We start from the raw sequence: 24,048 nt of genomic DNA on the forward strand, positions 1-24,048 counted from the left end.
AGGCCGAGGGCGAGCCGCCCGGCCGCACGGGCGGGAAGGTCGGGGCGGCCGAGCAGGGACCGGAGCAGGCTCACCGCCGCGCCGGGGTCGGCCAGGGCGTTCGGATCGTCGGCCGCGCGCTCGGCGGCCCTGAGCCAGGCGCCCTCCCGGCCCCCGAGGCGCTCGTGGTGCGCGACGGCCACCCAGGACACCTCGCCGCCCCGGGTCAGGACGCCGGCGGCCCGCCGGTGCAGGGAGCAGCGGATCGGACCGGGAAGAGAGGCGAGGACGGCGGAGGCGGCGAGCGGGATCGTGAAGCCGTAGCGGTCGGGCGCCCGTTCCTCCAGAAGCCCCGAGCGCAGCACCTGGACCAGTCCCGCCCCTCCCGCCGACCGCCCGAGCCCGGCCACCCGTCGCAGGTCCCGTTCGCGGGAGCCGCCGCCGAGCACGGCGGCGGCCCGCACCAGGGCGGTGGCATCCTCCCCCAGCGAGGCCATCCGTGCGGTGATGTGCTGGCTGAGCCTGACCGGTGGCTCCACCTCCTCGTCCTGGAGGGCCGCTGCCACGTCCGTGGGCTCCGCCAGGACGTCCAGCAGGTCCCACACGGTCTGCGGGTTCCCCCCGGCCAGCAGATGGAGCCGGTCAGCGAGCCGCTCGGAGCTGCGCTCGGGACCGAGGACCTCCAGCGCCAGTGCCCTCGTCCGGTCCCGCTCCCACGGCCCGAGGCGCTCGCGCCGGATGCGCAGAGCGGGCGGGAGCTCCGGGTCCAGTCCCAACGGGCATGCGGGGTGCGGGAGTTCGGCGGGCCGATAGCTGACCACCGTCACGAACCCCGGCCTGGCCTCCCGCAGCCAGGCGCGCAGCCACGGGACCGTCCCGTCCGGTGCGCGATGGACGTCCTCGACGACGAGGAGAGCGGGAGCCTCGACAGCCGTGAGGTCCGGTGGGGCGGTGCTGCCGGCGGCCGGCGTGTGCCGGAGGGTGCGGGCGTCCCAGTCGGCCGCGGCCCGGGCCCACCGCGCCGCCAGCGTGGTCTTGCCGGTCCCGGCCGCGCCCTCCAGCAGCACCAGCGCGGGGCGGCACTCGGCGCCCGCAAGGGACGCCCGCAGGAACGCCGCACCCGGGAGTGGCCGGAAAAGGCCGCTTCTGTCGTCGCCCGCCACAGCGCCTCCCGAAGGAAGGGCCGGCTCCGAGGCCGGCCGGAAATTCGTGCTCATACCGTATGTTTCGCCTGCTGTGCTGTACACCCTCGCGCACCGGGCGTCCCTGTGGTGTGTGCGGGCCGGGGTCACATGCGGCTCAGCCGCCACAGGCGCCAGACACCGGTGCCGTCCGAGAGGTGCTCGGAACCGGCCACGTCGGGCGCGGCCAGGACATAGTCCTTCCGCTGCCAGAGCGGCAGCACGGGCACGTCCACGGCGATCTCGTCCTGGATCTCCCGGAACACCCCGGACGCCTTGCGGCGGTCGCCGTGGCGCTGCGTGAGGGAGATGAGTTGGTCGACCCGTGGGCTCGCGTAGGTGTTGTGCAGGGCGTTGGACCGGCCGACCAGGGGGGTGGTGAAGTTGTCCGGATCGGGGAAGTCCGGCACCCAGCCCAGGCCGTAGGCGTCGTAGGCACCGCTCGCGTAACCCTTTTGGAACTGCTTCCACTCGGCGGAGACGGTCCGCACCCGGAACAGTCCGGCCGCCTCCAGTTGGCGCCGCAGTTCGGCGGCCTCGGCGGCGAACGCCGCTCCCGACCGGTGGCCGTAGGTGAACGCGACCGGCGTGCGCACGCCCGCGCGGCGGAGCAGCGAACGGGCGCGCCCCGTGGCGTCGTCGTCGCGGAAGTAGCGGTCGAAGAACGAGGTGGTGTGCCCCGTGAGACCCCGGGGGATGAGGGAGTACAGCGGTTCCACCGTCGAGTGGTGGACCCGGGTCGTGATGCGGCCGCGGTCGACCAGCACCGCGACCGCCTGCCGTACCTCCCGCCTCGCCAGGGGTGAGCCGGGGCGCAGATCGAAGACCACCGTACGGATCTCGGCAGCCGCCGCCTCCGTCATCCGCCCGGACTCCTCGCCCGGCTCATAGGTGGAGGTCAGGTCCGAGGGCAACTGCCGGTGGGCCACCGCGACGCCGCCGCGCCGCCACGCGTCGGCGAGTTGCTCCGCGTCCTCGAAGTAGCGCACCTCGACGGCGCTCCGCGGCACGGCGACGGCTCCCCGGTAGTGCGGATTGGGCTCCAGCAGCGCCCGCAGCCCGGGGGTGTACGCGGCCAGGGTGTAGGGCCCCGATCCGTCGACGGCCGTGCCGGGGCGCAGCGCCTCGCCGGGGTAGCGTGACCGGTCGACGATCGCCCCGGCCCCGGTGGCCAGCTTCAACGGGAACGTCGCGTCCCGCTCGCGCAGCCCGAAGGTCACCGTGCGGCCGCGTGCCGAGACGCTGTCCAGGCCGGCGAAGAGCGTCGCCGGGCCGATGTCGGTGGCGATGCCGAGCATCCGCTCGAAGGAGAACCGCACGTCCTGGGCGGTCAGGGGGTGCCCGTTGGCGAACGTCAGCCCCGCGCGCAGGGTGCACGCGTACGCGGTGAGGGACGCGTCGAGGAAGCGGCAGCTCTCGGCCGCGTCGGGGACCGGTGCGGTCGAGCCCGGCCGGAGGGTCAGCAGCGACTGGTAGAGGTTGCTGTAGAGGGCCCAGGAACCGGTGTCGTAGGAACCGGCCGGGTCCAGGCTGCCGACGACGTCGGTGGTGCCTACGGAGATCGGCCGTTCCCGGTCGCCGTCCTCGGACAGCAGGAGCCGGACTCCCGCTCCGGCGGCCAGAACGGCGGTGCACAGCAGGGGTATCCAGATCCGCAGGGATCTCATGGTCGTGGTCCTTCGACGCCGTGGCGGACTGGAGAGGACGGGAGGAGCGGCGCCCGTCGGCGGCCGGAGGTCCGCACAGCCTCCGGCCGCCGCCCGGTCAGTAGACGATCGTGTTGCGGTTGATGATCGTCTTGGCGACTCCCGTGGTGGAGAGCCCGGCCAGCGGGCGGTGCTGGGTGAAGTACTGCTTGAAGTCGCCGCTGACGTAGGTGTTCATGAGCTTGAGGGTGCGGTTCCAGTTGCCGCCGTCGGGTCCGTTCGGCCCCCACAGTTCGAGCAGCGCGGCGGCCACCCGGCCCTCGACCCAGTCGCCCTTGCCCCAGCCGCCCACGACCCGCTGGTCGAGCAGGTCGTAGGAGTCGCCGGTGCTGAACGTGTAGCGGGAGTCGCCGAGGGCGTACGCGGCGACGGCGTTGGCGAAGCCCTCCGTCCAGCCGCAGGCGGCCGAGGCGCCCTTGTCCAGGGTGTGGCCGTTGCAGTCGCGGACGGGGGGCCACTGCTTGTTGTGGAGCTGCCACTGGAACCAGTGGCCGGCCTCGTGGAGGATCAGGTGCTTCGAGTCCGGGTCGTCGGCCTTGAGCACGACCCAGTCGGTGCCGTCGCTGGTGTCGCCCGGGAAGGAGGGGTGGTCCCAGTAGCCGCCGCTGGAGCCGTCCTGCCGCCAGGCGACCGTCAGTTGATCGCAGGCGGAGGTCTGGTGGGCGGTCCAGCAGAGGGAGCCGGTGCCGCGTTTGCCGTACAGCTGGTTCAGGGTGTCGGTGATCTTCCACGCCTGCTGCATCGCCTTCGGAACCTTGACCGTGCCGAGGTCCGTGGTGGCCGTCGGCGTGTTCCGCGTGGCAGTGGTGAAGGTGTACTGCGTGGTGTTCTTCCAGTTCGGGTCGCCCTGCTTCGCCGTGCCCGCCCCGACGACCCGCCAGAGGGTGCCGGCGCTGGAGAAGAACCGGACGTGGACGTCGCGCGGTGCGGCCGTGCCGGTGTGACAGGCGGAAAAGCGGCCGTCGGTGGCCCCGGTGAGTCCGCTGCTCAGCCGTTCCACCTGGCCCGAAGCGGTCCGGCGGCCCCACAGCTCCCAGTTGGAGTTCCGCGCCCGCTGGGTGACCAGGGGCTTGTGCGTACCCGCCTCGGCGTCGTTATGGTCGAAGGCGAGGGTGCCGTTGAGACAGGTGGTGGACGCGGCGGCGGCCGTCCCGGCCGTGAGCGGCGTGGCGAGGGCTATTCCGGCGCCTACGGCCAGAGCGGCCGCCAGGACGCGGCGTCTGGTGGTCGGGGCGGCGGTGGGTCCGGCGGCCGGGGCGGACGGAGCATGCGATCGGATGGGCATGACGACTCCTGGAATCGAGGGGGGTGTGGCTCCCCGGGGCCGACGGGCCCGGGGAGAGGTGTGCGGGTGAGGGGAGTTCAGCGGTGCCGATCGGCGCGCCCGCCCCGGTGGCGCACGGCCGCGAAGCCGCCCGCCGCGAGGACGGCGGCGACGCCGACGAGGAACCACGGCCGGTCGCCGGACCGGTGGGGCCGATCGGCCAGGGCGGGAGGAACCGCTGGTCCGGCCGAGGCGGCGCGTTCGCGCAGTGCCTCGGTGTAGCTCGCGATCGTCACGGTCTCCGGGGGTCCGGACCGACCGCGGCTCTCAGCCAGGGGGCGCAGGGCCCGGTCGTCGAGTGCGTACCACTCACTTCCGCGCGGCCCCTGGTCCTCGAAGAGGACCTCGTTCCCCTCCAGCCTCCGGGCCAGGCCGGCCTCGGTGGCGTCCTGGGCCGCCGCCACCGCGGCCCATCGCGGTGCTCCTCCGCCGGCCGGGGCCACCCGGGCGACCTGGAGGGTGACCGCGCGGCCGTCGCCCGCGTGCGCGGTGACGGCCACATAGCCGGGCACCGCGAGCGGGAGACGTCCGCCGCGTTCGGCGAAGGCGGGGTCGAGGTGGTGGACCACGGTGCCCCGGCCGTCGACGCGCAGCGCGGCGGACTGCCCGGCGGGGATACCGAGGTTGCTGCGGGCCAGGTTGACCGCGCCGGGCGTACGGGCCGCGGCCACCGCCACCCGTACCTCCTGCTCCGGCAGTGTCTCGACCACCGGCCGCGCGGAATCTGCCACCGCGGCGGACTGCGCGGTCGGGGACCACAGGGCCGCGGCGGACAGGACGGTGACGGCCACCCGTCGGCCGGTGTGCCCGGACACGGCCTGCCTCAGCCGCTCTTGCGGATGTTGTAGATGGTGTCGGTCCACCTGAACTGCGAGGTGGGCGTCCGCACACCCAGGTCGTTCCAGGCCACGGTGGTCCTGCGCTGGGAGTTGGGCCCGGGGTCGGCGTAGCTGACCGTGGGGTTGGCGGTGCTGTAGGAGTCGTCGTAGCCGTAGACGACCACCGTGTGCTGGCTGTTCACGCTGGGGCCGTTGGTCCAGGTGACCCCCATGACGAAGGGGCTGTCGGCGTCGATCTCCCGCTTCACGGTGGAGAACGGCAGATGGGACTGGGTCCACTTGGCCGAGTAGCCGGTCGCGTTGTAGCCCTTGACGATGTTCGGCCAGGCCAGACCCTCGTCGGGGCACGGCCGGTTCGCCGGGATGTTCCGGGCCACATGACAGAACCGGTCCTGGTCGATCTGCGAACCGTGGTACTTCTGGATGCTGACGGCGGTGGCGGCCCAGCACCAGTAACCGCCCTTCTGTACCTCCTGGGTGTACGGGAGGACGGCGGCCACCGAGCTCTGCGCTCCGACCAGGGTGCCGGCTATGGCGAGTGCCGCCGCGGCGGCGGTGCGGACGATACGTGGGGACAACATGGGGGGGCGGCCTTTCTTCGTGCCGTCTCCGGGCAGCCGCGACCCGCGGAGGGCGGTCGGGGGGTGCCGGAGAGCGGCGGGGGACGTGCGGGGCGGGCGTCGCGGAGGGGCGGATCGGAGAAGTCCGTCGTGTGCGCGCGGGTCCACGGGACCAGCGCCTGGGGCCGCGGCGAAGAGGCGTTGCACCGGTCGTGCCGGGGTCTCCGTCGATCGGTGGGGTCTTTATACATGGACGTTGGGTAAACACGGCGACACCGAATTGCCACCGGCACTTTTACGCCTGGCAGACGTTCGGGCCGGAATCCCTCCACCCGCTCGGACGGTCACCGGAAGACGCGCGGGCGCAGCAGGGCCACGGGCGCACCGGTGCACCGGTGCCGCCGAGCAGGGCCGACGGCCGCAGGAGAGGAACACCGGGTACGGGACCGGCCCGCGGTGGGCGCAGTCCTTCCGGGCAGCACGTCGTCGGCCACGGGCAGGCCGCTGCCCGTGGCCGACGACGCGGTCGGCACGGGTCACCCGGGCCACGCGGTCGGCCGTACCGGTGAGGCACGTGGACCACGCCCTGCCCGGGGCATGCCCGTGCGGTGCCGGACCGGGGCGGCGAAAGGGGCGCCCTTGGCTGGATCGAGCCTCCGTCGCGAACCCGGGCCGACGTCTTGGAACCTATTCCTGTCGGGCGGCGGCGCATATACGGGGTGGTGGAATTGCTGATACGCAATCAATCCCCCCGGAAGGTGCCCCTGGCCCGCGGGGCACCCTCCCCCCGGAGGGTGCCCCGCCTCCGGATCAGGTGAGCAGCCACCTGCGGAAGTCGGCGTCGTACCGGGTGCCGATGTTCTGCTTGATGTAGGTACGGGCGGCCTGCCAGGAGCCGGCGCGGTAGTGGCCGAGGATCTTGGCGACGTCGGCGGGCCGGTTCTCCATCAGGTAGTAGACGGCCAGGTACCCCCAGGCGTAGACACGGTCCTGATCGTGCTGCTGCGTGGTGTCGAACAGAGTGCTGAGGTTGTACGTCTGCCGGGAGGCCTCACCGGCGGCCCAGGTGTTGTGCCGGCGGAGGTAGCCGTAGGAGACGTACTCGGCCAGGCCCTCGATCCACCACAGGGTGGGGGTGGAGATGTTGGCGTTCCAGTCGCCGTACATGTTGAACCGGCCGTCGAGGTAGTGCGTGTACTCGTGGTTGAGGTTCTTCACGGTGAACGTGGACGCGGTCTCGTCGCGGTAGGCGATGAAGCGGGCCTGGTTGCCCTGCGCGGAGGGGTTGCCCTCCAGGTACACGCCGCCGTTGTTCGTGCTGACCCCGTAGAGGCTGCCCGCCAGTCTCCGGTACTCGGAGCTGGAGTTGAACACCACGACTTCGAGGCTGGTGTTGTTGTCACCGGGGACCGGTTGGCTGTTGCTCTTCACCACGTTGTGGAAGTAGGCGGCCTGGCCGGCGAGGCTGGTACAGACGGAGCTGAGCTGCCCGCTCGTCATCTGCTGGGCACGGACGCGCAGGGTGCTGCTGCAACTGTGGTCGACCGGCAGGGTGGAGTTCACCGCCTGCGTCGCCACCTTGGCCGGGGCGCTGGAGCGCACGGCGGTCGGAGCGTCGGACGGCGCCGTGCCGGCGGGGCCGTGCGGGGCCGCGGCCGCCGCGGCGCGGGGGGCCGCGGTGCTCTGCGGGGTGCTCGCTGACGTCGGGGCCACGGCGAGGGTCGTCACCGCGCAGGTGGCGAGGACGGAGACGGCGAGCGGTATGAGACGGCTGCGGGCCGGAACGTGGGGCATGACTCTCCCTGGGTGCGTGCCGTCGGCCGGACGGGCCGGGGCTTTCCGGGACCTGGAACCGCTGTGCCTTGCCGCACGAACGGTTCGCAGGGGCATCGGAAGGGAACGGAGACTTTCGGCCGGACGGCACCGGGCCGTCGACTGGTGGAACTGTGGCGGGCCCCGTCGAGAGGCGACAAGGCAGGGAAGGCGGATTCCGTATACGCAAGAAAACGGCGGTCGCGGCGGTGCGCGCGCGACGGCTTCCCCGTCGGGGCGTGGGCCGCTACAACTGTCCGAGATCGCACCGCCGAACCTTGTGCGTCTGTATGAAGTGACCGCCGACAGCCGGTGCGAGACTGCCGCCCATTCCCTCCCCCGCTCTCCGCCGCACGGTCGGTCCGGCCGACTCCGGCCGTGGAACCGGGACTTCGCCGGGCCGGGAGGGGTGAACACGCGCCGACCAGGCGCGGCGGGGACCACGAGACGCCAGGAGGCGCACGATGGATCGACGGGACGGATCAGCCGGCACCGGGGACCGGGCGATGGGAAGGCCGGCCGCACCGGAGGGGCTCTTCGGACACGGCTGGGCGGCTACCGACCTGGCTCTGCGGCCCGTCCCCGGCGCGGCCTGGGCGGCGAAGCGGCGTGCCGCGGTCTCCGCGAGGTTTCGTGGGGAGCGCGTCGTCGTCCCCTCGGGCGGGCTGAAGGTCCGCAGCAACGACTTCGACTACGCGTTCCGGCCGCACTCCGCCTTCATCCACCTCACCGCCGAGCAGGGCACCGGGGCGGTGCCCGACAGCGTCCTGGTCTTCGAGCCGACGGGCGGCGGCCATGAGGTCACGCTCTTCGTCCGGCCGCGCTCTCCGCGCGATCCCGGCGCCGGCGGCACCGAGCTGCACCGGGACCCCCGGCACGGCGAGTTCTGGGTGGGCCGCAGGCGGACCCTGGCGGAGACAGCCGACGCCCTCGGAATCGGCACGGACCACCGCGACCACGTCGAGGCCGCCCTCGGCGCCCGCGTCCCGACCCGGGTGGTGCGCGGCCAGGACCCGCTGGTCGACTCCCTGGTGCAGCCGTCCGCCGACGCCGACGAGGAGCTGCTGGCCTTCCTGTCGGAGCTGCGGCTGGTGAAGGACGCGTGGGAGATCGAGCAGTTGGACTCGGCCGTGCGTCAGACGGTCGCCGGGTTCCACGACGTGGCCGGCGAACTGTCGCACGCGATGCGCGCCCGGCGCGGTGAGCGCTGGATCGAGGGCACCTTCAACCGACGCGCCCGGCTCGAAGGCCACGGCCTGGGGTTCGAGACCATCGCGGCGGCCGGGGCGCACGCGTGTGCGCTGCACTGGACCCGCAACGACGGCCCGGTCAGGGACGGAGACCTGCTCCTGCTGGACGGGGGTGTCGAGGCCGACTCGTTCTACACAGGGGACGTGACCCGGACCCTGCCGGTCGGCGGGCGGTTCTCCGACGTCCAGCGCCGCGTCTACGACCTGGTGTTCGCCGCCCAGTCGGCGGGCATCGCCGCGCTGCGCCCAGGTGCGCCGTACGGGGCCTTCCACGACGCGGCCACCCGGGTCATCGCCGAGGGGCTCGACGCCTGGGGGTTGCGGCCCGGCGGCCGGCACCTGCCCCACGGTTCCGAGCTGTACCGCCGCTACACCGTGTGCGGCACGGGCCACATGCTCGGTCTGGACTGCCACGACTGCGCCGCCGCCCGTGACGAGACGTATGCCGGCGGCACCCTGGAGGCCGGCCACGTCCTCACCGTCGAGCCCGGCCTCTACTTCCAGCCCGACGACCTGACCGTGCCCGAGGAGCTGCGCGGCATCGGCGTGCGGATCGAGGACGACTTCGTCATCACCGCCGACGGCGCCCGCTGTCTCTCCTCCGGGCTGCCGCGGGACGCGGACGGGATAGAGGCGTGGATGAGCGCGACACGGGGATAGCTACGACGCCCGGACCCGGCTCTCGGTGCCGGGTGTCCGGCCGGCCGGACACCGTGTCCCGCCGGTCGGCGCCCGGCCGGCTCCTCGCGTCGGCTCCCTTTGCCGAGCTCAGAGCCACCCCTCGGACTTGGCGTGCACGCCGAGCTGGAACCGGGACGACACCCCGGCGAGCGACATCAGCCGTTCGACGGCCCGCGCCAGCGTCCGCTTGCTGATGTCCAGGTTCCGTGCGGCGGCCTCGTCCGCGACCCCCGCCGCCAGCAGGGCGAGCAGCCGCCGCTCCAGGGGGCGCAGCACCGTGGTGCTCGCACCCTCCCTCGCGGCGAGCGGCCGCGCCGACTGCCAGGCGGACTCGAACAGGGCCGACAGAGCGGGCAGCAGACTGCACCGGTGGACCAGCAGGGCTCCGTGATGGGTGTCGGCGTGCACGGAGCTGAGCGAGACCAGCGCGAAGCGGTCGTCCACCAGCATCATCTTCGCCGGTACCGAGGGCGCCATCCGGGCCTCCTCACCGGCGGCCGTGCACGGCACGATGTTCCCCTGGAAGTAGTCCGGCGTCTCGACCGAACTCTGCGCGTAGAGCACCCGGTAGGACACACCGCGGCCCAGGTTGGCGATCTCCACGGGGTTGGCGATGGTCGCCGCACCATAGGGCGCCGTGTCGAAGCTGCGTACCTGGCTCACCGCGCTGCGCTCCAGCTCGACCACCTTGCGTTGCAGGGAAGCCTGTTCGAGGACCTCGACGGTGGGCGCTCCCGGGGGGAGGCTGTGGGCCCGCCGATAGGACTCGTAGGCCGCGACGACCGCGGTCATCCCGGCGTTCAGGTCCGCCTTGCGTCGGGAGGCCAGGAGTTGGAGTCCGGCGGTCGGGTCCAACGGAACGACCGGATCGCCTTCCTGGCCCACGGGTGCGAGCAGGGCGACCGACGCCAGCTCCGACAGCGCGGCGGTCAGCGTCTCTTCGGGCTCGCCCACCCGGGCAGCCAGCTGGGCCGGGGTCAGCGGGCCCGTTTCGAGCAGGCGGCTGTAGAGCGCGGCGGCCTGCGCCGAGAGGCCGAGCGAACCGAGGTGGGAATGCGTCACGTCGGACATCCTTGTCTCTCCCCGGCCGCACCGCCGGACACACAGTCGTCGCCAGGGCGTCGCATTCATGCCCGCGGCACTTCTCTGCCACAGGTGAAAGTGCGGCGAGTGTATAAAGGAGCCACCGGATGAAGGAAGATCCAGGTTGCTGCATCTTCACCTCCCCGGGCCGTGTGCGACATGTACACACGAGCCCTTTCGCCCACCGGAGGGAAACCCCTGACGGGACGGCTGAATGCCGATGGGGCATTCCATCGCGTCCCGCTCCCGGTCCGCCCTCCCCACGCCGAGCGACGGGCCGGGGGCGGAACATCCGCAAAGAAGCCCGCGCCCTTGACCGACGGGACGTCCTGAACCCTGACGCGCGCGATCGCGGGGCGGCTCCAACCGAGGAGAAGGCGTCATGACCAAGCCCTATTTCCAGGTCAGCGTCCCCACCACGCACCGTGAGCAGCCCGGTAGGCATGGCCTGCACATCTTCACGGGACCGGCCTCCACCAGCGAGGAAGCCGTGCGCTGCGCCCGCGAGGCGTGTGAGGCGGCGCTCGCCGCCGAGCAGACGGCCACCGACGGCGCGCTGCCGCCCGTCGCTCGTTGGAGGGTCCGTGGCGTGTGTCGGGAATGGGCTATGGACTGGGAAGCGGCGACGGCCGCGTTCTGGGAGAGCGAAGGCAGCCTGGAGTATCCGTTTCCCGTCGTCCGCACACGTTCGGAAGTCTGATCACACGCGGGCGGAGGATCCAGCGCCCCACGGGCCGGAGGGGAATGGCCAGTGCGGATATCGGCAGGCCGCAGAGGAGACGGTGAGGGAAATCCTGTCCGTGACCGGTCCGCGACCAAGGGAAAGTACGGGCGGGCGATCAAAAACAAAAGCGAGGTGACCGGAATACCCCTACGCAATCAATTCGGTCCCCACCGGACTCACCGCCGGGCGTCCCCGTGGGGTTCGGGCCGCAGCGACGCGGGGCCCGAGCCCGGGGCCGCCCCCGGGCTCCGCACGCACCCACCCGCCCCGCCCCCCGATACGGCACACTGGACGTTTGGCCGCAGCCGTATCCCGCATCCGTGGCCGCACCCCGCAGAAAGGGCCGAAGCGCGTGACCGGACCCCTCATCGTCCAGAGCGACAAGACGCTGCTCCTTGAGGTCGACCACGAGCTGGCGGACGCCTGCCGCCGGGTCATCGCCCCCTTCGCGGAGCTGGAGCGTGCGCCCGAGCACATCCACACGTACCGGGTCACCCCGCTCGGGCTGTGGAACGCCCGCGCCGCCGGGCACGACGCCGAGCAGGTCGTCGACGCGCTCGTCGAGTACTCCCGCTACCCCGTGCCGCACGCGCTCCTGGTCGACATCGCCGAGACGATGGCGCGGTACGGGCGGCTCACCCTCTCCAAGCACCCGGTGCACGGGCTCGTGCTCACCAGCACCGACCGGCCCGTGCTGGAGGAGATCCTGCGGTCGAAGAAGGTCCAGCCGCTGGTCGGCGCCCGGATCGACCCGGACACCGTCGCCGTGCACCCCTCCGAGCGCGGGCAGATCAAGCAGACCCTGCTGAAGCTGGGGTGGCCGGCTGAGGACCTTGCGGGGTACGTCGACGGCGAGGCCCATCCGATCGAGCTGGCCGAGGACGGCTGGGCGCTGCGGCCGTATCAGCGGCAGGCCGTCGAGGGGTTCTGGCACGGCGGGTCGGGGGTGGTCGTACTTCCCTGCGGGGCCGGGAAGACCCTCGTCGGCGCCGGTGCCATGGCCGAGGCCAAGGCGACCACGCTGATCCTCGTCACCAACACCGTCTCCGCCCGCCAGTGGAAGCACGAGCTGGTGAAGCGGACGTCGCTCACCGAGGACGAGATCGGCGAGTACAGCGGGACGAGGAAGGAGATCCGGCCCGTCACCATCGCCACCTATCAGGTGCTGACCACGCGCAGGAAGGGGATCTACCCGCACCTCGAACTCTTCGACTCCCGTGACTGGGGGCTCGTCGTCTACGACGAGGTGCACCTGCTGCCGGCGCCCGTCTTCAAGTTCACCGCCGACCTCCAGGCCCGGCGGCGGCTGGGGCTGACCGCGACCCTCGTACGGGAGGACGGCCGCGAGTCCGACGTGTTCTCGCTCATCGGGCCCAAGCGGTTCGACGCCCCGTGGAAGGAGATCGAGGCGCAGGGCTACATCGCGCCCGCCGACTGCGTGGAGGTACGGGTCAACCTCACCGACTCCGAGCGGCTCGCGTACGCCACCGCCGAGGCGGAGGAGAAGTACCGGTTCTGCGCCACCACGGCCACCAAGCGGAAGGTGACCGAGGCGCTCGTACGCAAGCACCGGGGCGAGCAGACCCTCGTCATCGGGCAGTACATCGACCAGCTCGACGAGCTGGGGGAACACCTGGACGCGCCGGTCATCAAGGGCGAGACCAGCAACGCCCAGCGGGAGAAGCTCTTCGGTGCGTTCCGGAACGGGGAGATCAGCGTCCTCGTCGTCTCCAAGGTCGCCAACTTCTCCATCGACCTGCCCGAGGCCACCGTCGCCATCCAGGTCTCCGGGACCTTCGGGTCACGCCAGGAGGAGGCCCAGCGGCTCGGCCGCGTCCTGCGGCCCAAGGCCGACGGGCACGAGGCACGGTTCTACTCCGTCGTCGCCCGCGACACCATCGACCAGGACTTCGCGGCGCACCGCCAGCGGTTCCTGGCCGAGCAGGGGTACGCGTACCGGATCGTCGACGCGGACGAGCTGCTGGCCGGCAACTGAGGGAGCGAAGACGTACGCGAGGGGGCGCGGGAGACACCGGATACAGTCGGGCCCATGTCCCCTCGCCCTCCCGCCCGCCCGGGATTCGGGGCGTGGCCGCGTGAACCCGGTACCGTGACGCGCCGGGCCTCGGCCGTTCCGGCGGGGGCCGTGGCGCCCTTCGTGATCATCTCCGAGTCCCACGTCTCCGGCGTCCCCACCGAGTGGGAGCCGCACACCCACCCCCTGCACGAACTGGTCTGGGTGCGCGGCGGGACCCTGATGTCCCGGGTGGCGGACCAGGTGTTCACCGTCTCCGAGGGGCAGGGCCTGTGGATGCCCGCCGGGGTGGTGCACGGGGGGCGGCTGACGGCCGGGGTCGAGTTCTACGACGCGTTCTTCGCGCCCGAGCGGACGCCCGTCGCCTTCGACGGGCCGACCGCCGTCGAGATGACCCCGCTGCTGGAGTCGTTGCTGACCCATCTGGCCCGTACGGACCTCGACGCCGGGGCCCGGGCGCGGGCGGAGTCCGTCGTGTTCGACGTACTGCTGCCATCGGAGCGCCCGTTCGCGCTCCGGCTGCCCGGCGACGCCCGGATCGACACCATCGCCGAGGCCCTGCTGGAGGACCCCGCCGACTCCCGGTCGCTGGAGGAGTGGGCCCGGGCGCTGGGCACCAGCGACCGCACGGTCACCCGGGCGTTCCGCCACACCACAGGGCTGTCCTTCGCCCAGTGGCGGCAGACGCTGCGCGTCCACCGGGCGTTGACGCTGCTCGCCGAGGGGTGGGATGTGCAGAACGTCGGCGAGGAGCTCGGCTATGCGCAGACCAGCACCTTCATCGCCGCGTTCCGGCGGGTGCTGGGGACGACACCAGGGGCGTTCTTCAGTACGGCCACGGGGGCGGAGTTCCGTTCGGCCGCCGATCGTGTCCGGAACGCCGTATCCGGTGTCTCCAGCTCCTGATTGCCGACACGGCAGGCGGAATATAGCCTTCCAGGAGTTAGGTAACCCTTAGTTGTTGCCCGCCACGTGTGGTCGCCGTCGGGCTCGAAGAGCGCGTGGCCCGGTCGGCGGCGCGCGGCGCCCGGGGTGCCGTGCGCCCCCGCCCCTCCGACCCGACCGGACGCCCCATGTTCCCCAGCCATCCCCCGCCCTCGGCCGCCCTCCACGGGCGTCGACTGGTGCTGCGGTACGGAAAGACGCCGGTCGTGCACGGTGTCTCGCTCTCCCTGGAGCCCGGCCGCGCGACCGCCCTGGTCGGCCCGAACGGCAGCGGCAAGTCCACGCTGCTGCGCTCGCTCGCCCGGCTCCACCAGGTGGACGACGGCACGGTGACGCTCGGCGGCGGCCCTGGCTGCCCTGACGGCGCTCCCGAGCGCGCCGTCTCGCTGCTCAGCGGGCGGGAGTTCGCCCGCGAGGTCACGCTCTTCTCCCAGTCGCGGTCCGCGCCACAGGGGCTGACGGTGGCGGAGGTCGTGGCCTTCGGCCGCCATCCCTACCGGCGCGGCTTCGCCGGGCTCTCGGCGGAGGACCGCGAGGCGGTCGCGTACGCCATGGACGCCACCGGCGTACGGGACATGGCGGCCCGCGCCGCCGGGGAGCTCTCCGGCGGCGAGATGCAGCGCGTGTGGCTCGCGGCCTGTCTGGCCCAGAACACCGGCGTCGTCCTGCTGGACGAGCCGACCAACCACCTGGACCTGCGCTACCAGATCGAGACGCTCGACCTGGTGCGCGACCTCGTCCAGGACCACGGCATCGCCGTCGGCATCGTGCTGCACGACCTCGACCACGCCGCCCGCGTCGCCGACACCCTCGTCCTCATGCGCTCCGGCCGCGTCCACGCCGCCGGTCCGCCCGCCGACGTCCTCACCGCGCAGAACATCGGCGAGGTCTACGACCTCCGCGTCGAGGCGGGCGTCGACCCGCGCACGGGCCGGGTCCGCATCGACCCCGTCGGGCGCCACCCGGCCCCGAGCACTTCCCTCGGCAGTCCTCTCAGTAGTCCCCTCAGCAGCCCCCTCAGCAGTCCTCTCAGCAGCTCCCTCAGCAGTGACAGAAACGAGAACCCTTCATGATCCGCACCCGCCGTCTCCTGGCGTCAGCCGCCACCGGGCTCGCCGTCGCCTTCGCAGCCACGGCCTGCGGCACGACCGAGGTCAAGGCACCCGAGGCCGGCGCCGCCGCCTCCCCGGCCTCCAAGGACTGTGCCGGGGACACCACGGCGACCTCCACCGAGCCGGTGACCCTGACCGACAGCCTCGGCCGGAAGGTGGAGCTGGACAAGCCCGCGAAGCGCATCGCCGTCCTGGAGTGGCAGCAGGTCGAGGACGCCCTCACGCTCTGCGTCACGCCCGTCGCGGTCTCCGACGCGAAGGGGTACCGGACCTGGGTCAGCGCGGAGAAGCTCCCCCAGGGTGTGACGGACATCGGGACCCGCGAGGAGCCCGACCTCGACACCCTCGCCGCCGCCAAGCCCGACCTCGTCGTCGTGGAGGCGTTCGACGCCAAGGACGAGACCCTCCTCGCGCTGGAGAAGCGGGGCATACCGGTCATGGCCACCCGGGGCGCCGACCCCAAGGACCCCATCGGCAACGTGCGGGACGTCTTCAACCTGATCGGCGAGGCGACCGGGCGCACCGAGCGCGCCAAGCAGGTGATCGGCGAGTTCGACGACCACCTCGCGGAGGCCAAGAAGCAGGTGGCGGACGCCGGTCTGCCGACGAAGGACTTCGTGTTCTTCGACGGCTGGCTCCAGGGCGGCAACCTCACGGTCCGCCCGTACGGCGAGGGCGCCCTGTTCACCGCGATCGGTGAGGAGCTGGGCATGAAGGGCGCCTGGACCGACGACATCAACAAGGCGTACGGCGACGGTGGCGTCGACCCCTCGTACGGCCTGGCGCAGACCGACGTCGAAGGGCTGACCGGCGTCGGCGAGGCCAACCTCTTCTACGCCAACGACGAAGGCGCCGGAGGCTACGTCAAGGCCCTGGAGAAGAACCCGGTCTGGAAGTCGCTCCCCGCCGTGAAGGAAGGCCGCGCGCACAGCTTCCCCTCCAGCGTCTGGGGCGCCGGCGGACCGCGCTCGTGCGAGCAGGCGATCGACGCGTACGTCGATGTCCTGACCAAGAAGTGAGCGCTCCGGTCTCCGTCGCACAGGAACAGGCCCCGGCCCCCGCGCGTGGCGCCGGTCGCCTCGCCGGGGCCGGCGTCCTCGTCCTGCTCGCCGTCTCCATCGTGCTGGTGGGCCTCTGGCATCTGACCCAGGGGACCTCCGGCGCGGGCATGGGGGACCTGATCCGGTACGTCGCCGGGGCGCGGGAGGACGTCGGCGGGGTGCCGGTCGGGGACATCGTGGCCGGTTCGCGGCTGCCCCGGCTGCTCGCGGGGGTGGCCGTCGGCTTCGCCCTCGGGGCGGCCGGGGCGCTGCTCCAGTCCGTCACCCGTAACGCCCTCGCATCGCCGGACACCCTCGCGGTCACGGCCGGGGCGTACTTCACGCTCTCGGCCGTCGCCGCCTTCGGGCTCACCGTGCCGCTCTGGGCCTCCGGTGCCGTCGCCTTCGCGGGCGGTCTGCTCGCGGCGGCGCTCGTCCTCGCCCTCACGGGCCGTACGGCGGGCACCTCGGGCACGCGTCTCGTCCTCGCCGGATCGGCGACGGCGATGGCGCTGGACGCGGCGACCGCGATGCTGCTGATCCTCTTCGACCGGAACACCACCGGCCTCTTCGCCTGGGGCAGCGGCTCCCTCGCGCAGCTCAACATCGACGCCTCGATGCGCGCGATCCCGCTGGTGGCCGTGGTGCTGTGCGTCGCCCTCGCGCTCTCCCGGAAGCTGGACGTGCTCGGCCTCGGCGAGGACACGGCCTCCTCGCTCGGCGTGCCGATCCGGTCGACCCGGACGGTCGCGGTGCTCTGCGCCGTCCTCCTGACCAGCACGGCGGTGACCCTCGCGGGCCCGATCGCGTTCGTCGGGCTCGGCGCCCCGGTCCTGGCCCGGCTGATCGCTGTACGCGTCCGGGCCCTGCACCGGCACGCCCTGCTGGTGCCCGGGGCCGGGCTGCTCGGCGCGCTCCTCGTCCTGCTCGCGGACGCGTCGCTGCGCGCGGTGCTGGGCGCCGAGGGTGCCGCCTCCGTCCCCACGGGCATCCCGACCGCGCTGCTCGGCGCCGTCGTCATCGTGGTCCTCGCGCTCCGGCTGCGGGACGCGGGACCGGTCCGGCAGCCTCCGCAGGCCCGCTCCGCCACCCGGTCGCGCCGGTCGTTCCTGCTCGTGGTGGCCGGCGCGGTGGTGCTGCTGGCCGGGGCCGTGCTGGTGGGGGTGCTGGCGGGGAGCCTCTGGCTGCGTACGGGGGACCTCGTCCTCTGGGTGCAGGGCACCGCGCCCGACCTGATCGGGCGGGCACTCGACGACCGGATGCCCCGGGTGGCGGCCGCCGTGCTCGCGGGCGCGGCGCTCGGACTTGCCGGGTGCGCCGTGCAGAGCGCGGTACGCAACCCGCTGGCCGAGCCGGGCGTGCTCGGCATCACGGCGGGGGCCGGGCTCGGCGCGGTGGCCGTCGTGACGTCGGACCTGCCCGGCGGACGGCCGCTGCTCATCGCGGCCGCCGTCGCCACCGGGCTCGCCACGTTCGCGCTGATCGCACTGCTGGCCTGGCGCGGCGGCTTCCTGCCCGACCGGTTCGTGCTGATCGGCATCGGCTGCGGGTACGGGCTCAGCGCCGTCTCCACCTTCCTCCTGCTCCGCGCCGACCCGTGGAACACACCCCGCATCCTCACCTGGCTCTCGGGGACGACCTACGGGCGCTCGTTCCCCGACGTCGTACCGGTGGCGGTGGCCCTGCTGGTCGCGCTGCCGCTGCTGCTGTCGATGCGCCGTCAACTGGACCTGCTCGCCGTCGACGAGGACACCCCGCGCATCCTCGGCGTCAGCCCGGCCCGCACCCGCTTCGCCTCGCTCACCGTCGCCGCCGTCCTCGCGGCGCTCGGCGTGATCGCGATCGGGGTCGTCGGCTTCGTCGGGCTCGTCGCCCCGCACCTCGCCCGGTCCCTGGTCGGCGCCCGGCACGGGCGCGCGATCCCGGTCGCGATGCTCATCGGCGGGGTGCTGGTCTGCGTGGCCGACACCCTGGGCCGCACCCTCATCGCGCCCGCCCAGATCCCCGCCGGGCTCATGGTCGCCCTGGTCGGCGCCCCCTACTTCGTCTGGCTGCTCCGGAGGTCCCGCGCATGACGTCGGCGTACACGGTCGTCCCCTACGGGCCCGGCGCCTGGCCGGACGCGGTGCGGCGGGCCGCCCGGCCCGAGGTGCTGGAGCGCTGGGGCACCGTCGACCGTTCCCCGCACGCTCCCCGGCTGGTGGTCGCGCCCGGTGGTGACGGCGCCGCGCTCCTGACGGCGCGGCCCGGTACCGCCTACGTGAAGATCGTGGACGCGGTCGGGGACGTACCGGCGGCGGTCGGTGCGGTGCTCTCGTACGCGTACGAACAGGGCCTCGCGCAGGTCAAGTGGGAGGGGTGGACGGCGAGCGCGGAGGACGCGGCGGCGGCCGGGTTCGCTCCGCTGCGGCTGCCGCTCACGCACCGGCAGGAGGTGGATGAGCCCGGGGCCGGGTATGTGCGGTGGCTGGACGGGTGCGGGGAGGGGGTCGCCGAGCCGCCTCCGTACTACCGGCAGAGCACCAGCTTCACCTGCGGCGCCGTCACCGCGCTGGCCGCGCAGGCGCACGCGGGCGTGGCGGCGTGGGAGTCGCTCGACCGGGAGGCGGAGCTGACGCTGTGGCGGGACGCGACCAACTTCGCCGCGTGCGAGCCGGTGGGGCTGGGCGTCGCGGTCCGCCGTCGGTGGGCGTCGTCGCCGGTGGAGGTGCTCCTCGACACGGAGGAGCCTGTTCTGCTGGACCACCTCTCCGGGGACGAGCGGGAGTGGCGGGCGGTGCTCCAGCGGGCGTCACGGGCGGAGGCCGGGCGGCTCGGCGTACCGGTCGAGGCGCGGCGGCTGTCGATGGCCGGGATCCGGGAGGCGGTGGGCCGGCGGGAGCACGTGCTGCTGCTGGTGTCGCTGGCCACGATGCAGGGGTTCGACGTGCCGCACTGGGTCCTGTGCCACGGGGCCGTGCCGGGTGCGGTGGTGGTGGGCGATCCGTGGTTCAACACGGCTGCGGGAGAGAGCTGGGTCGACGCGTATCTGCTGCCTGTCGCTGACGAGGCGCTCGACGCGATGTCGGTGGTGGGGCGGGAGGGGGGCCGGGACTTCCGGGGCGCGGTGCGCATCGGGGGAGAGTCTCGCTGAGGAACCGGCGTACAGCGGTGCCTTCAGTGCCCCAGGCGTACGCCCGCGCCCTCCGCGTACTCCCCCAGGACGACCACGCTGAACGCCGTCGTCACGAACACCTTCACGGCGCGCACCGCGTCTCCGAGGCGGTGGGGTCGGTGGTGACCGGTGACCGCGGTCGCGCCGTGCGCGGGGCCGGTCCTGCTGGGGTTCAGGGTGGTGGTGCTCATGTATCCATGGTGCTCCCGTCACCCGTTCGGCCGCGTCGGCCCGCAGAGGGAACCCGTACGCCGGGCGCGTAGCTCTCCAGTACCGCTCGGGCCGCGCACATCCCCTACGGGTACCCCTGGCCCCTCCTCCCCGAGGGGAGCCGGAAATCCGTTTCGCCGCTGCCCCGCCCTGTGGCTACAATCGCCGGTCTGCCCGCCTCCCGCGCCGCGTCAACGGCCCCGGGAGCGCCGCCGACCGGACGGAAACCGGCCGACACACGCGAACGAACCTTCCGAGCGGACCCCCGCCGGCTCCCGTGCCGACCCATGCCACCGGAGCACGACACGGGTCCGCCGTCCTGCGCTGAAGAGTCGCTGAAGAGCCGGAGGCAACACCGTGCCCGCGCACGTAGCAGAAAGCGATTCCACCACCGACCCCCTGGCACACGAACGCGCCCATCTCGCCGCGTCCCGGACCGCCCTGCGCGCGATGCGCGAGGACGTCCAGGCCCTCGACATCCGCGATGTCACCGCGAACTGGGTCAACGCCGCCGTACTCCAGTCCCAGATCGACGACCGCATCAAGGCGCTCGCCGATCTCTCCCACACCCCCCTGTTCTTCGGCCGCCTCGACTACCTCCACGCCGTCGGCGGCGAGTTCGCCGAAGGTTCGGAGGGCGAGCGGTTCTACATCGGGCGCCGCCACGTCCACGACGCCGCCGGCGATCCGATGGTCATCGACTGGCGGGCCCCGGTCTCCCAGCCGTACTACCAGGCCTCCCCGAAGAACCCCCAGGACGTCGGGCTCCGCCGCCGCTTCGGGTACACGGCCGGCGAGCTCACCGCGTACGAGGACGAGCACCTCACCGACCCCGCCGAGACCGCGCACACCAGCCGCCTCCTCCAGGCCGAGATCGAGCGGCCCCGCGTCGGCCCGATGCGCGACATCGTCGCCACCATCCAGCCCGAGCAGGACGAGATCGTCCGCAGCGGGCTCGGCGGCACCGTCTGCGTCCAGGGCGGTCCCGGCACCGGGAAGACCGCCGTCGGCCTGCACCGGGTGGCGTTCCTGCTGTACGCGCACCGCGAGCGCCTCGCCCGCACCGGCACCCTGGTCATCGGGCCGAACCGGTCCTTCCTCCACTACATCGAGCAGGTCCTGCCCGCCCTCGGTGAGCTGGAGGTCAAGCAGGCCACCGTGGACGACCTGGTGACGGCGGACGTGGAGGTCAGGGGGGTCGACGACGCGGCCGCCGCCGTCGTCAAGGGCGACGCCCGCATGGCCGAGGTGCTGCGCCGGGCCATCCGCTCGCACGTCACCACCCCCACCGAGCCCGTCGTCGTGGTGCGCGGGTCGCGGCGCTGGCGGGTGCCCGCGTACGAGATCGAGGAGATGGTCGAGGAGCTGCTCGCCCGGGACATGCGGTACGGCTCCGCCCACGAGGCCCTGCCGCAGCGGATCGCGCACGCCGTCCTCGTACGGATGGAGGAGGCCGGTGAGGCCCCCGACGACCGGGTGCAGAACACCGTGGCCCGCAACCCGGCGGTGAAGGCGGCCGTGAAGGCGATCTGGCCCGCCGTGGATCCGGCGAAGCTGGTGCTGCGGCTGCTGGCCGACCCGGAGTTCCTGGCCGTCCACGCGGAGGGGCTGTTGAGTGAGGACGAGCAGAAGCTGATCCTCTGGGCGAAGCCCGCCCGGAGCGTGAAGTCGGCCCGGTGGTCGGCGGCGGACGCGGTGCTCATCGACGAGGCCCGGGATTTGGTGGCCCGCACGCACTCGCTCGGCCATGTCGTGCTCGACGAGGCGCAGGACCTCTCCCCCATGCAGTACCGGGCGGTGGGGCGGCGCTGTTCGACCGGTTCGGCGACCGTGCTCGGGGACCTCGCGCAGGGGACGACGCCGTGGTCCACGGAGAGCTGGAACGAGGCGCTGTTCCACCTGGGCAAGGCGGACGCGGTGGTGGAGGAGCTGACGGCCGGCTTCCGTGTGCCGCGCGAGGTGATCGCGTACGCCTCCCGGCTGCTGCCCGCGATCTCGCCGGGGCTCGCGGCGGTGGAGTCGGTGCGGGAGTCGCCGGGTTCGCTGGTCGTACGGGAGGTGGCGGGCGGGGCGGATGGCCTGGACGCGGCCGTGGTCGGCGCCTGCGAGGAGTCGCTGCGCCATGAGGGGTCCATCGGGCTGATCGCCGCCGACGCCCGGATTCCGGCGCTGGGCGCGGCCCTGGAGGCGGCGGGCCACGCGTACCTCTCGCCTGGTGAGGAGACCACCGCCGAGTCGCGGCTGACGCTGGTGCCGGCGTCGCTGGCGAAGGGCCTGGAGTACGACTACGTGGTGCTGGACGAGCCGGCGGCCGTGGTGGACGGCGAGCCGGACGAGCGGACCGGGCTGCGGCGGCTGTACGTGGCGCTGACCAGGGCCGTTTCGGGGCTGACGGTCGTCCATGCGGCGGCGTTGCCGGGGGCGCTGGGGTAGTCCCCCGGGAGGGAAGGGGGGAGGGGCGGGGCCTGTCGCGGCGCCCGCCCCATGCCTCCTGGATCAGCGCCTCCTGGATCAGCGCCTCCTGGATCAGCGCCTCCTGGATCAGGCGTCGAGCGCCTCGCGCCACTCCCGTACCGCCGCCGCGTCCACCGGCGCCGACCAGCCGGCCGGGCGGGCCGCGCCGCCGATGTGGAAGGCGTCGATGCCCGCCGCCCGCAACCGCGGCAGGTGGTGGAGCTGGAGGCCGCCGCCCACCAGGATCTGCGGCTCGTACCCCGGCTGCCCGGTGCGGGCGGCCTCGGCGAGGAGCGTCGGGATGCCGTCGTCGACCCCGGCCGGCGAACCCGCCGTGAGGTACGTGTCCAGGCCGGGCAGGTCCGCGAGCTGCTTGCGCAGGGCGTCGCGGTCGGCGGCCCGGTCGATCGCGCGGTGGAACGTCCAGCGGGCGCCGTCCAGCTCGGCGACGATCCGCTCGACGGCCACGAGGTCGGCGTGGCCGTCCTCGTCGAGGAAGCCGAGGACGTACTCGTCGGCGCCCGCCCTCCGCATCTCACGGGCCTTGCCGACCAGCACCTCGATGTCACCGGCGGCGAACCCGTCCGCCACTCTGAGCATCACGCGCAGCGGGATGTCCACGGCCGACCGGATCGCCGCGAAGGTCTCCCGTGACGGCGTCAGGCCGTCCGCGGCCATGTCGGTGACCAGTTCGAGGCGGTCTGCACCACCTGCCTGGGCGGCGACCGCGTCCTCCGCGTCGAGAGCGATCACCTCCAGGACTGCACGGTTGCTCATGGGTCCCCATTCCTCCGATACGCAGCTGAACGCAGCTATAGGTCTAGTCCAATGGCCAGCCTACGGGGCGGCCGAGGGGCCGCGCAGCCCTCCATCTGAACGCATGATCGCGGAAATGCGCGACCCCGCCCGGCAGGCCCCCTCCGGCGCGCCTTGCGTTTTATAGGGGTGGGGGGTATACATGAGGAGAGGAAAATATACCCCCTAGGGGTATACGAATCGCCCCGAGGAGGACCCCGTGCCCACCCGCTCCGCCACCACCCCCACCGTCACCGGTGCCGGCACCTCCGACGCCTCCGACGCCTCCGTAGAGCTGTCCATCGGCGGCATGACCTGCGCCTCCTGCGCGGCCCGCATCGAGAAGAAGCTCAACCGGATGGACGGCGTGGAGGCGACCGTCAACTACGCCACCGAGAAGGCGAAGGTCACGTACCGGGGCGAGGACATTTCCGTACAGGACCTGATCTCCACCGTCGAGGCCACCGGCTACACCGCCCAGGAACCGCCACCGCCGCAGGAGGCGAAGGCGAGTGCGGCGGCGGAGACGGAAGAACCCGACCGCGAACTCACCGCCCTCCGCCAGCGCCTGATCACCGCACTCGTCCTCGCCGTCCCGGTGATCGCGATGGCGATGATCCCGGCCCTCCAGTTCGACAACTGGCAGTGGCTCTCCCTGACCCTCGCCGCCCCCGTCGTCACGTACGCCGGCTGGCCCTTCCACCGCGCCGCCTGGACCAACCTCAAGCACGGCGCGGCGACCATGGACACGCTGATCTCGGTCGGCACGTCGGCCGCGTTCCTGTGGTCGGTGTGGGCGCTGTTCTTCGGTACGGCGGGCATGACCGGGATGACGCACCCGTTCGAGCTGACCATCGCGCGCAGCGACGGCGCCGGGAACATCTACCTCGAAGCCGCCGCCGGGGTGACCGCCTTCATCCTCGCCGGACGCTGGTTCGAGGCCCGCTCCAAGCGGAAGGCCGGGGCCGCGCTGCGGGCGCTGATGGAGCTGGGCGCGAAGGAGGTCACGCTCCTGCGCGACGGCCGCGAGGTGACCGTACCGACCGCCGAACTCCAGCTCGGGGACCGGTTCGTGGTCCGGCCCGGGGAGAAGATCGCCACGGACGGCAGGGTCGTCGAGGGCAGCTCGGCCGTCGACGCGTCGATGCTGACCGGCGAGTCCGT

At 72.9% G+C, this 24,048-nt stretch carries 18 protein-coding genes and 1 pseudogene; 10 read left to right on the plus strand and 9 right to left on the minus strand.

Annotated features, from left to right (window positions below; genetic code table 11):
- From ACFWRT_RS36510 to ACFWRT_RS36535, 6 genes and pseudogenes are all read right to left on the minus strand, one after another.
- Nucleotides 1-1,142, minus strand: a pseudogene (locus ACFWRT_RS36510) (LuxR family transcriptional regulator); the annotation flags it as partial.
- 125 nt (nt 1,143-1,267) lie between these two features.
- Nucleotides 1,268-2,827, minus strand: coding sequence for an ABC transporter substrate-binding protein (locus tag ACFWRT_RS36515; RefSeq protein ID WP_380956058.1), 1,560 nt, complete (start codon nt 2,825-2,827; stop codon nt 1,268-1,270).
- A 97-nt stretch (nt 2,828-2,924) separates the two neighbouring features.
- Nucleotides 2,925-4,151 (minus strand): metalloprotease, encoded by a 1,227-nt coding sequence (locus ACFWRT_RS36520; protein WP_380956059.1) that lies wholly within the window; start codon nt 4,149-4,151, stop codon nt 2,925-2,927.
- Nucleotides 4,152-4,228: 77 nt separating this feature from the next.
- Entirely contained in the window at nt 4,229-5,005 is a 777-nt protein-coding gene (locus ACFWRT_RS36525; RefSeq protein ID WP_380956061.1) for a hypothetical protein, read from the minus strand.
- A gap of 8 nt (nt 5,006-5,013) precedes the next feature.
- On the minus strand, nt 5,014-5,610 hold the full coding sequence (locus ACFWRT_RS36530; RefSeq protein ID WP_380956062.1) for a papain-like cysteine protease family protein: 597 nt from the start codon (nt 5,608-5,610) through the stop codon (nt 5,014-5,016).
- A gap of 789 nt (nt 5,611-6,399) precedes the next feature.
- Nucleotides 6,400-7,383 carry a collagenase gene (locus ACFWRT_RS36535; protein ID WP_380955922.1) on the minus strand — a complete coding sequence of 328 codons (984 nt, stop codon included), beginning with the start codon at nt 7,381-7,383 and terminating at the stop codon, nt 6,400-6,402.
- Nucleotides 7,384-7,865: 482 nt separating this feature from the next.
- Here ACFWRT_RS36535 and ACFWRT_RS36540 point away from each other — a divergent pair, with 482 nt between their 5' ends.
- Nucleotides 7,866-9,311, plus strand: a complete 1,446-nt coding sequence (locus ACFWRT_RS36540) for an aminopeptidase P family protein (protein ID WP_380955921.1) — start codon at nt 7,866-7,868, stop codon at nt 9,309-9,311.
- Nucleotides 9,312-9,419: 108 nt separating this feature from the next.
- On the opposite strand, the gene ACFWRT_RS36545 is transcribed toward ACFWRT_RS36540, so the two are convergent.
- Entirely contained in the window at nt 9,420-10,403 is a 984-nt protein-coding gene (locus ACFWRT_RS36545; protein WP_380955920.1) for a TrmB family transcriptional regulator, read from the minus strand.
- A gap of 394 nt (nt 10,404-10,797) precedes the next feature.
- On the opposite strand from ACFWRT_RS36545, the gene ACFWRT_RS36550 reads away from it, so the two are divergent.
- From ACFWRT_RS36550 to ACFWRT_RS36580, 7 genes are all read left to right on the plus strand, one after another.
- A complete protein-coding gene (locus ACFWRT_RS36550) occupies nt 10,798-11,115 on the plus strand; it encodes a hypothetical protein (RefSeq protein ID WP_380955918.1) in 318 nt (105 codons plus the stop codon).
- A 376-nt stretch (nt 11,116-11,491) separates the two neighbouring features.
- Nucleotides 11,492-13,135, plus strand: a complete 1,644-nt coding sequence (locus ACFWRT_RS36555) for a DNA repair helicase XPB (RefSeq protein ID WP_380955916.1) — start codon at nt 11,492-11,494, stop codon at nt 13,133-13,135.
- Nucleotides 13,136-13,189: 54 nt separating this feature from the next.
- Complete coding sequence (locus ACFWRT_RS36560; RefSeq protein ID WP_380955914.1) at nt 13,190-14,080, plus strand: helix-turn-helix domain-containing protein; 891 nt, start codon at nt 13,190-13,192, stop codon at nt 14,078-14,080.
- Nucleotides 14,081-14,247: 167 nt separating this feature from the next.
- Nucleotides 14,248-15,192: an ABC transporter ATP-binding protein gene (locus ACFWRT_RS36565; RefSeq protein WP_380955912.1), complete on the plus strand. Its 945-nt coding sequence runs from the start codon at nt 14,248-14,250 to the stop codon at nt 15,190-15,192.
- A complete protein-coding gene (locus tag ACFWRT_RS36570) occupies nt 15,189-16,250 on the plus strand; it encodes an ABC transporter substrate-binding protein (protein WP_380955910.1) in 1,062 nt (353 codons plus the stop codon). Before ACFWRT_RS36565 ends, ACFWRT_RS36570 begins: the two co-directional genes overlap by 4 nt.
- Nucleotides 16,247-18,346 (plus strand): iron ABC transporter permease, encoded by a 2,100-nt coding sequence (locus ACFWRT_RS36575; protein WP_380955909.1) that lies wholly within the window; start codon nt 16,247-16,249, stop codon nt 18,344-18,346. Before ACFWRT_RS36570 ends, ACFWRT_RS36575 begins: the two co-directional genes overlap by 4 nt.
- The gene (locus tag ACFWRT_RS36580) at nt 18,343-19,404 is read left to right on the plus strand and encodes a peptidase C39 family protein (protein WP_380955907.1); all 1,062 of its coding nucleotides are present in this window, start codon (nt 18,343-18,345) and stop codon (nt 19,402-19,404) included. The genes ACFWRT_RS36575 and ACFWRT_RS36580 overlap by 4 nt, the downstream gene beginning before the upstream one ends.
- A 23-nt stretch (nt 19,405-19,427) precedes the next feature.
- Here ACFWRT_RS36580 and ACFWRT_RS36585 read toward each other — a convergent pair whose 3' ends face one another.
- Nucleotides 19,428-19,616 (minus strand): hypothetical protein, encoded by a 189-nt coding sequence (locus ACFWRT_RS36585; protein WP_380955906.1) that lies wholly within the window; start codon nt 19,614-19,616, stop codon nt 19,428-19,430.
- A 376-nt stretch (nt 19,617-19,992) separates the two neighbouring features.
- Here ACFWRT_RS36585 and ACFWRT_RS36590 point away from each other — a divergent pair, with 376 nt between their 5' ends.
- A complete protein-coding gene (locus ACFWRT_RS36590; RefSeq protein WP_380955904.1) occupies nt 19,993-22,068 on the plus strand; it encodes a HelD family protein in 2,076 nt (691 codons plus the stop codon).
- A gap of 108 nt (nt 22,069-22,176) precedes the next feature.
- Here ACFWRT_RS36590 and ACFWRT_RS36595 read toward each other — a convergent pair whose 3' ends face one another.
- Nucleotides 22,177-22,866, minus strand: coding sequence for a copper homeostasis protein CutC (locus ACFWRT_RS36595; protein ID WP_380955902.1), 690 nt, complete (start codon nt 22,864-22,866; stop codon nt 22,177-22,179).
- A 238-nt stretch (nt 22,867-23,104) separates the two neighbouring features.
- Between ACFWRT_RS36595 and ACFWRT_RS36600 the strand changes: the two genes are divergently transcribed.
- Nucleotides 23,105-24,048, plus strand: a 944-nt coding sequence (locus ACFWRT_RS36600) for a heavy metal translocating P-type ATPase (protein WP_380955901.1), incomplete at its 3' end; no start/stop codon positions are given.

This window comes from Streptomyces cyaneofuscatus (assembly GCF_042718795.1).
GTDB classification, from domain to species: domain Bacteria; phylum Actinomycetota; class Actinomycetes; order Streptomycetales; family Streptomycetaceae; genus Streptomyces; species Streptomyces cyaneofuscatus_A.

Excerpts from the sequence above, each read along its gene's own strand:
- ACFWRT_RS36545 (WP_380955920.1), bottom strand. The coding sequence starts at position 10,403 with ATGTCCGACGTGACGCATTCCCACCTCGGTTCGCTCGGCCTCTCGGCG.
- ACFWRT_RS36550 (WP_380955918.1), top strand. The coding sequence starts at position 10,798 with ATGACCAAGCCCTATTTCCAGGTCAGCGTCCCCACCACGCACCGTGAG.
- ACFWRT_RS36515 (WP_380956058.1), bottom strand. The coding sequence starts at position 2,827 with ATGAGATCCCTGCGGATCTGGATACCCCTGCTGTGCACCGCCGTTCTG.
- ACFWRT_RS36580 (WP_380955907.1), top strand. The coding sequence starts at position 18,343 with ATGACGTCGGCGTACACGGTCGTCCCCTACGGGCCCGGCGCCTGGCCG.
- ACFWRT_RS36570 (WP_380955910.1), top strand. The coding sequence starts at position 15,189 with ATGATCCGCACCCGCCGTCTCCTGGCGTCAGCCGCCACCGGGCTCGCC.
- ACFWRT_RS36595 (WP_380955902.1), bottom strand. The coding sequence starts at position 22,866 with ATGAGCAACCGTGCAGTCCTGGAGGTGATCGCTCTCGACGCGGAGGAC.
- ACFWRT_RS36565 (WP_380955912.1), top strand. The coding sequence starts at position 14,248 with ATGTTCCCCAGCCATCCCCCGCCCTCGGCCGCCCTCCACGGGCGTCGA.
- ACFWRT_RS36530 (WP_380956062.1), bottom strand. The coding sequence starts at position 5,610 with ATGTTGTCCCCACGTATCGTCCGCACCGCCGCCGCGGCGGCACTCGCC.
- ACFWRT_RS36585 (WP_380955906.1), bottom strand. The coding sequence starts at position 19,616 with ATGAGCACCACCACCCTGAACCCCAGCAGGACCGGCCCCGCGCACGGC.
- ACFWRT_RS36535 (WP_380955922.1), bottom strand. The coding sequence starts at position 7,383 with ATGCCCCACGTTCCGGCCCGCAGCCGTCTCATACCGCTCGCCGTCTCC.
- ACFWRT_RS36540 (WP_380955921.1), top strand. The coding sequence starts at position 7,866 with ATGGATCGACGGGACGGATCAGCCGGCACCGGGGACCGGGCGATGGGA.
- ACFWRT_RS36520 (WP_380956059.1), bottom strand. The coding sequence starts at position 4,151 with ATGCCCATCCGATCGCATGCTCCGTCCGCCCCGGCCGCCGGACCCACC.
- ACFWRT_RS36560 (WP_380955914.1), top strand. The coding sequence starts at position 13,190 with ATGTCCCCTCGCCCTCCCGCCCGCCCGGGATTCGGGGCGTGGCCGCGT.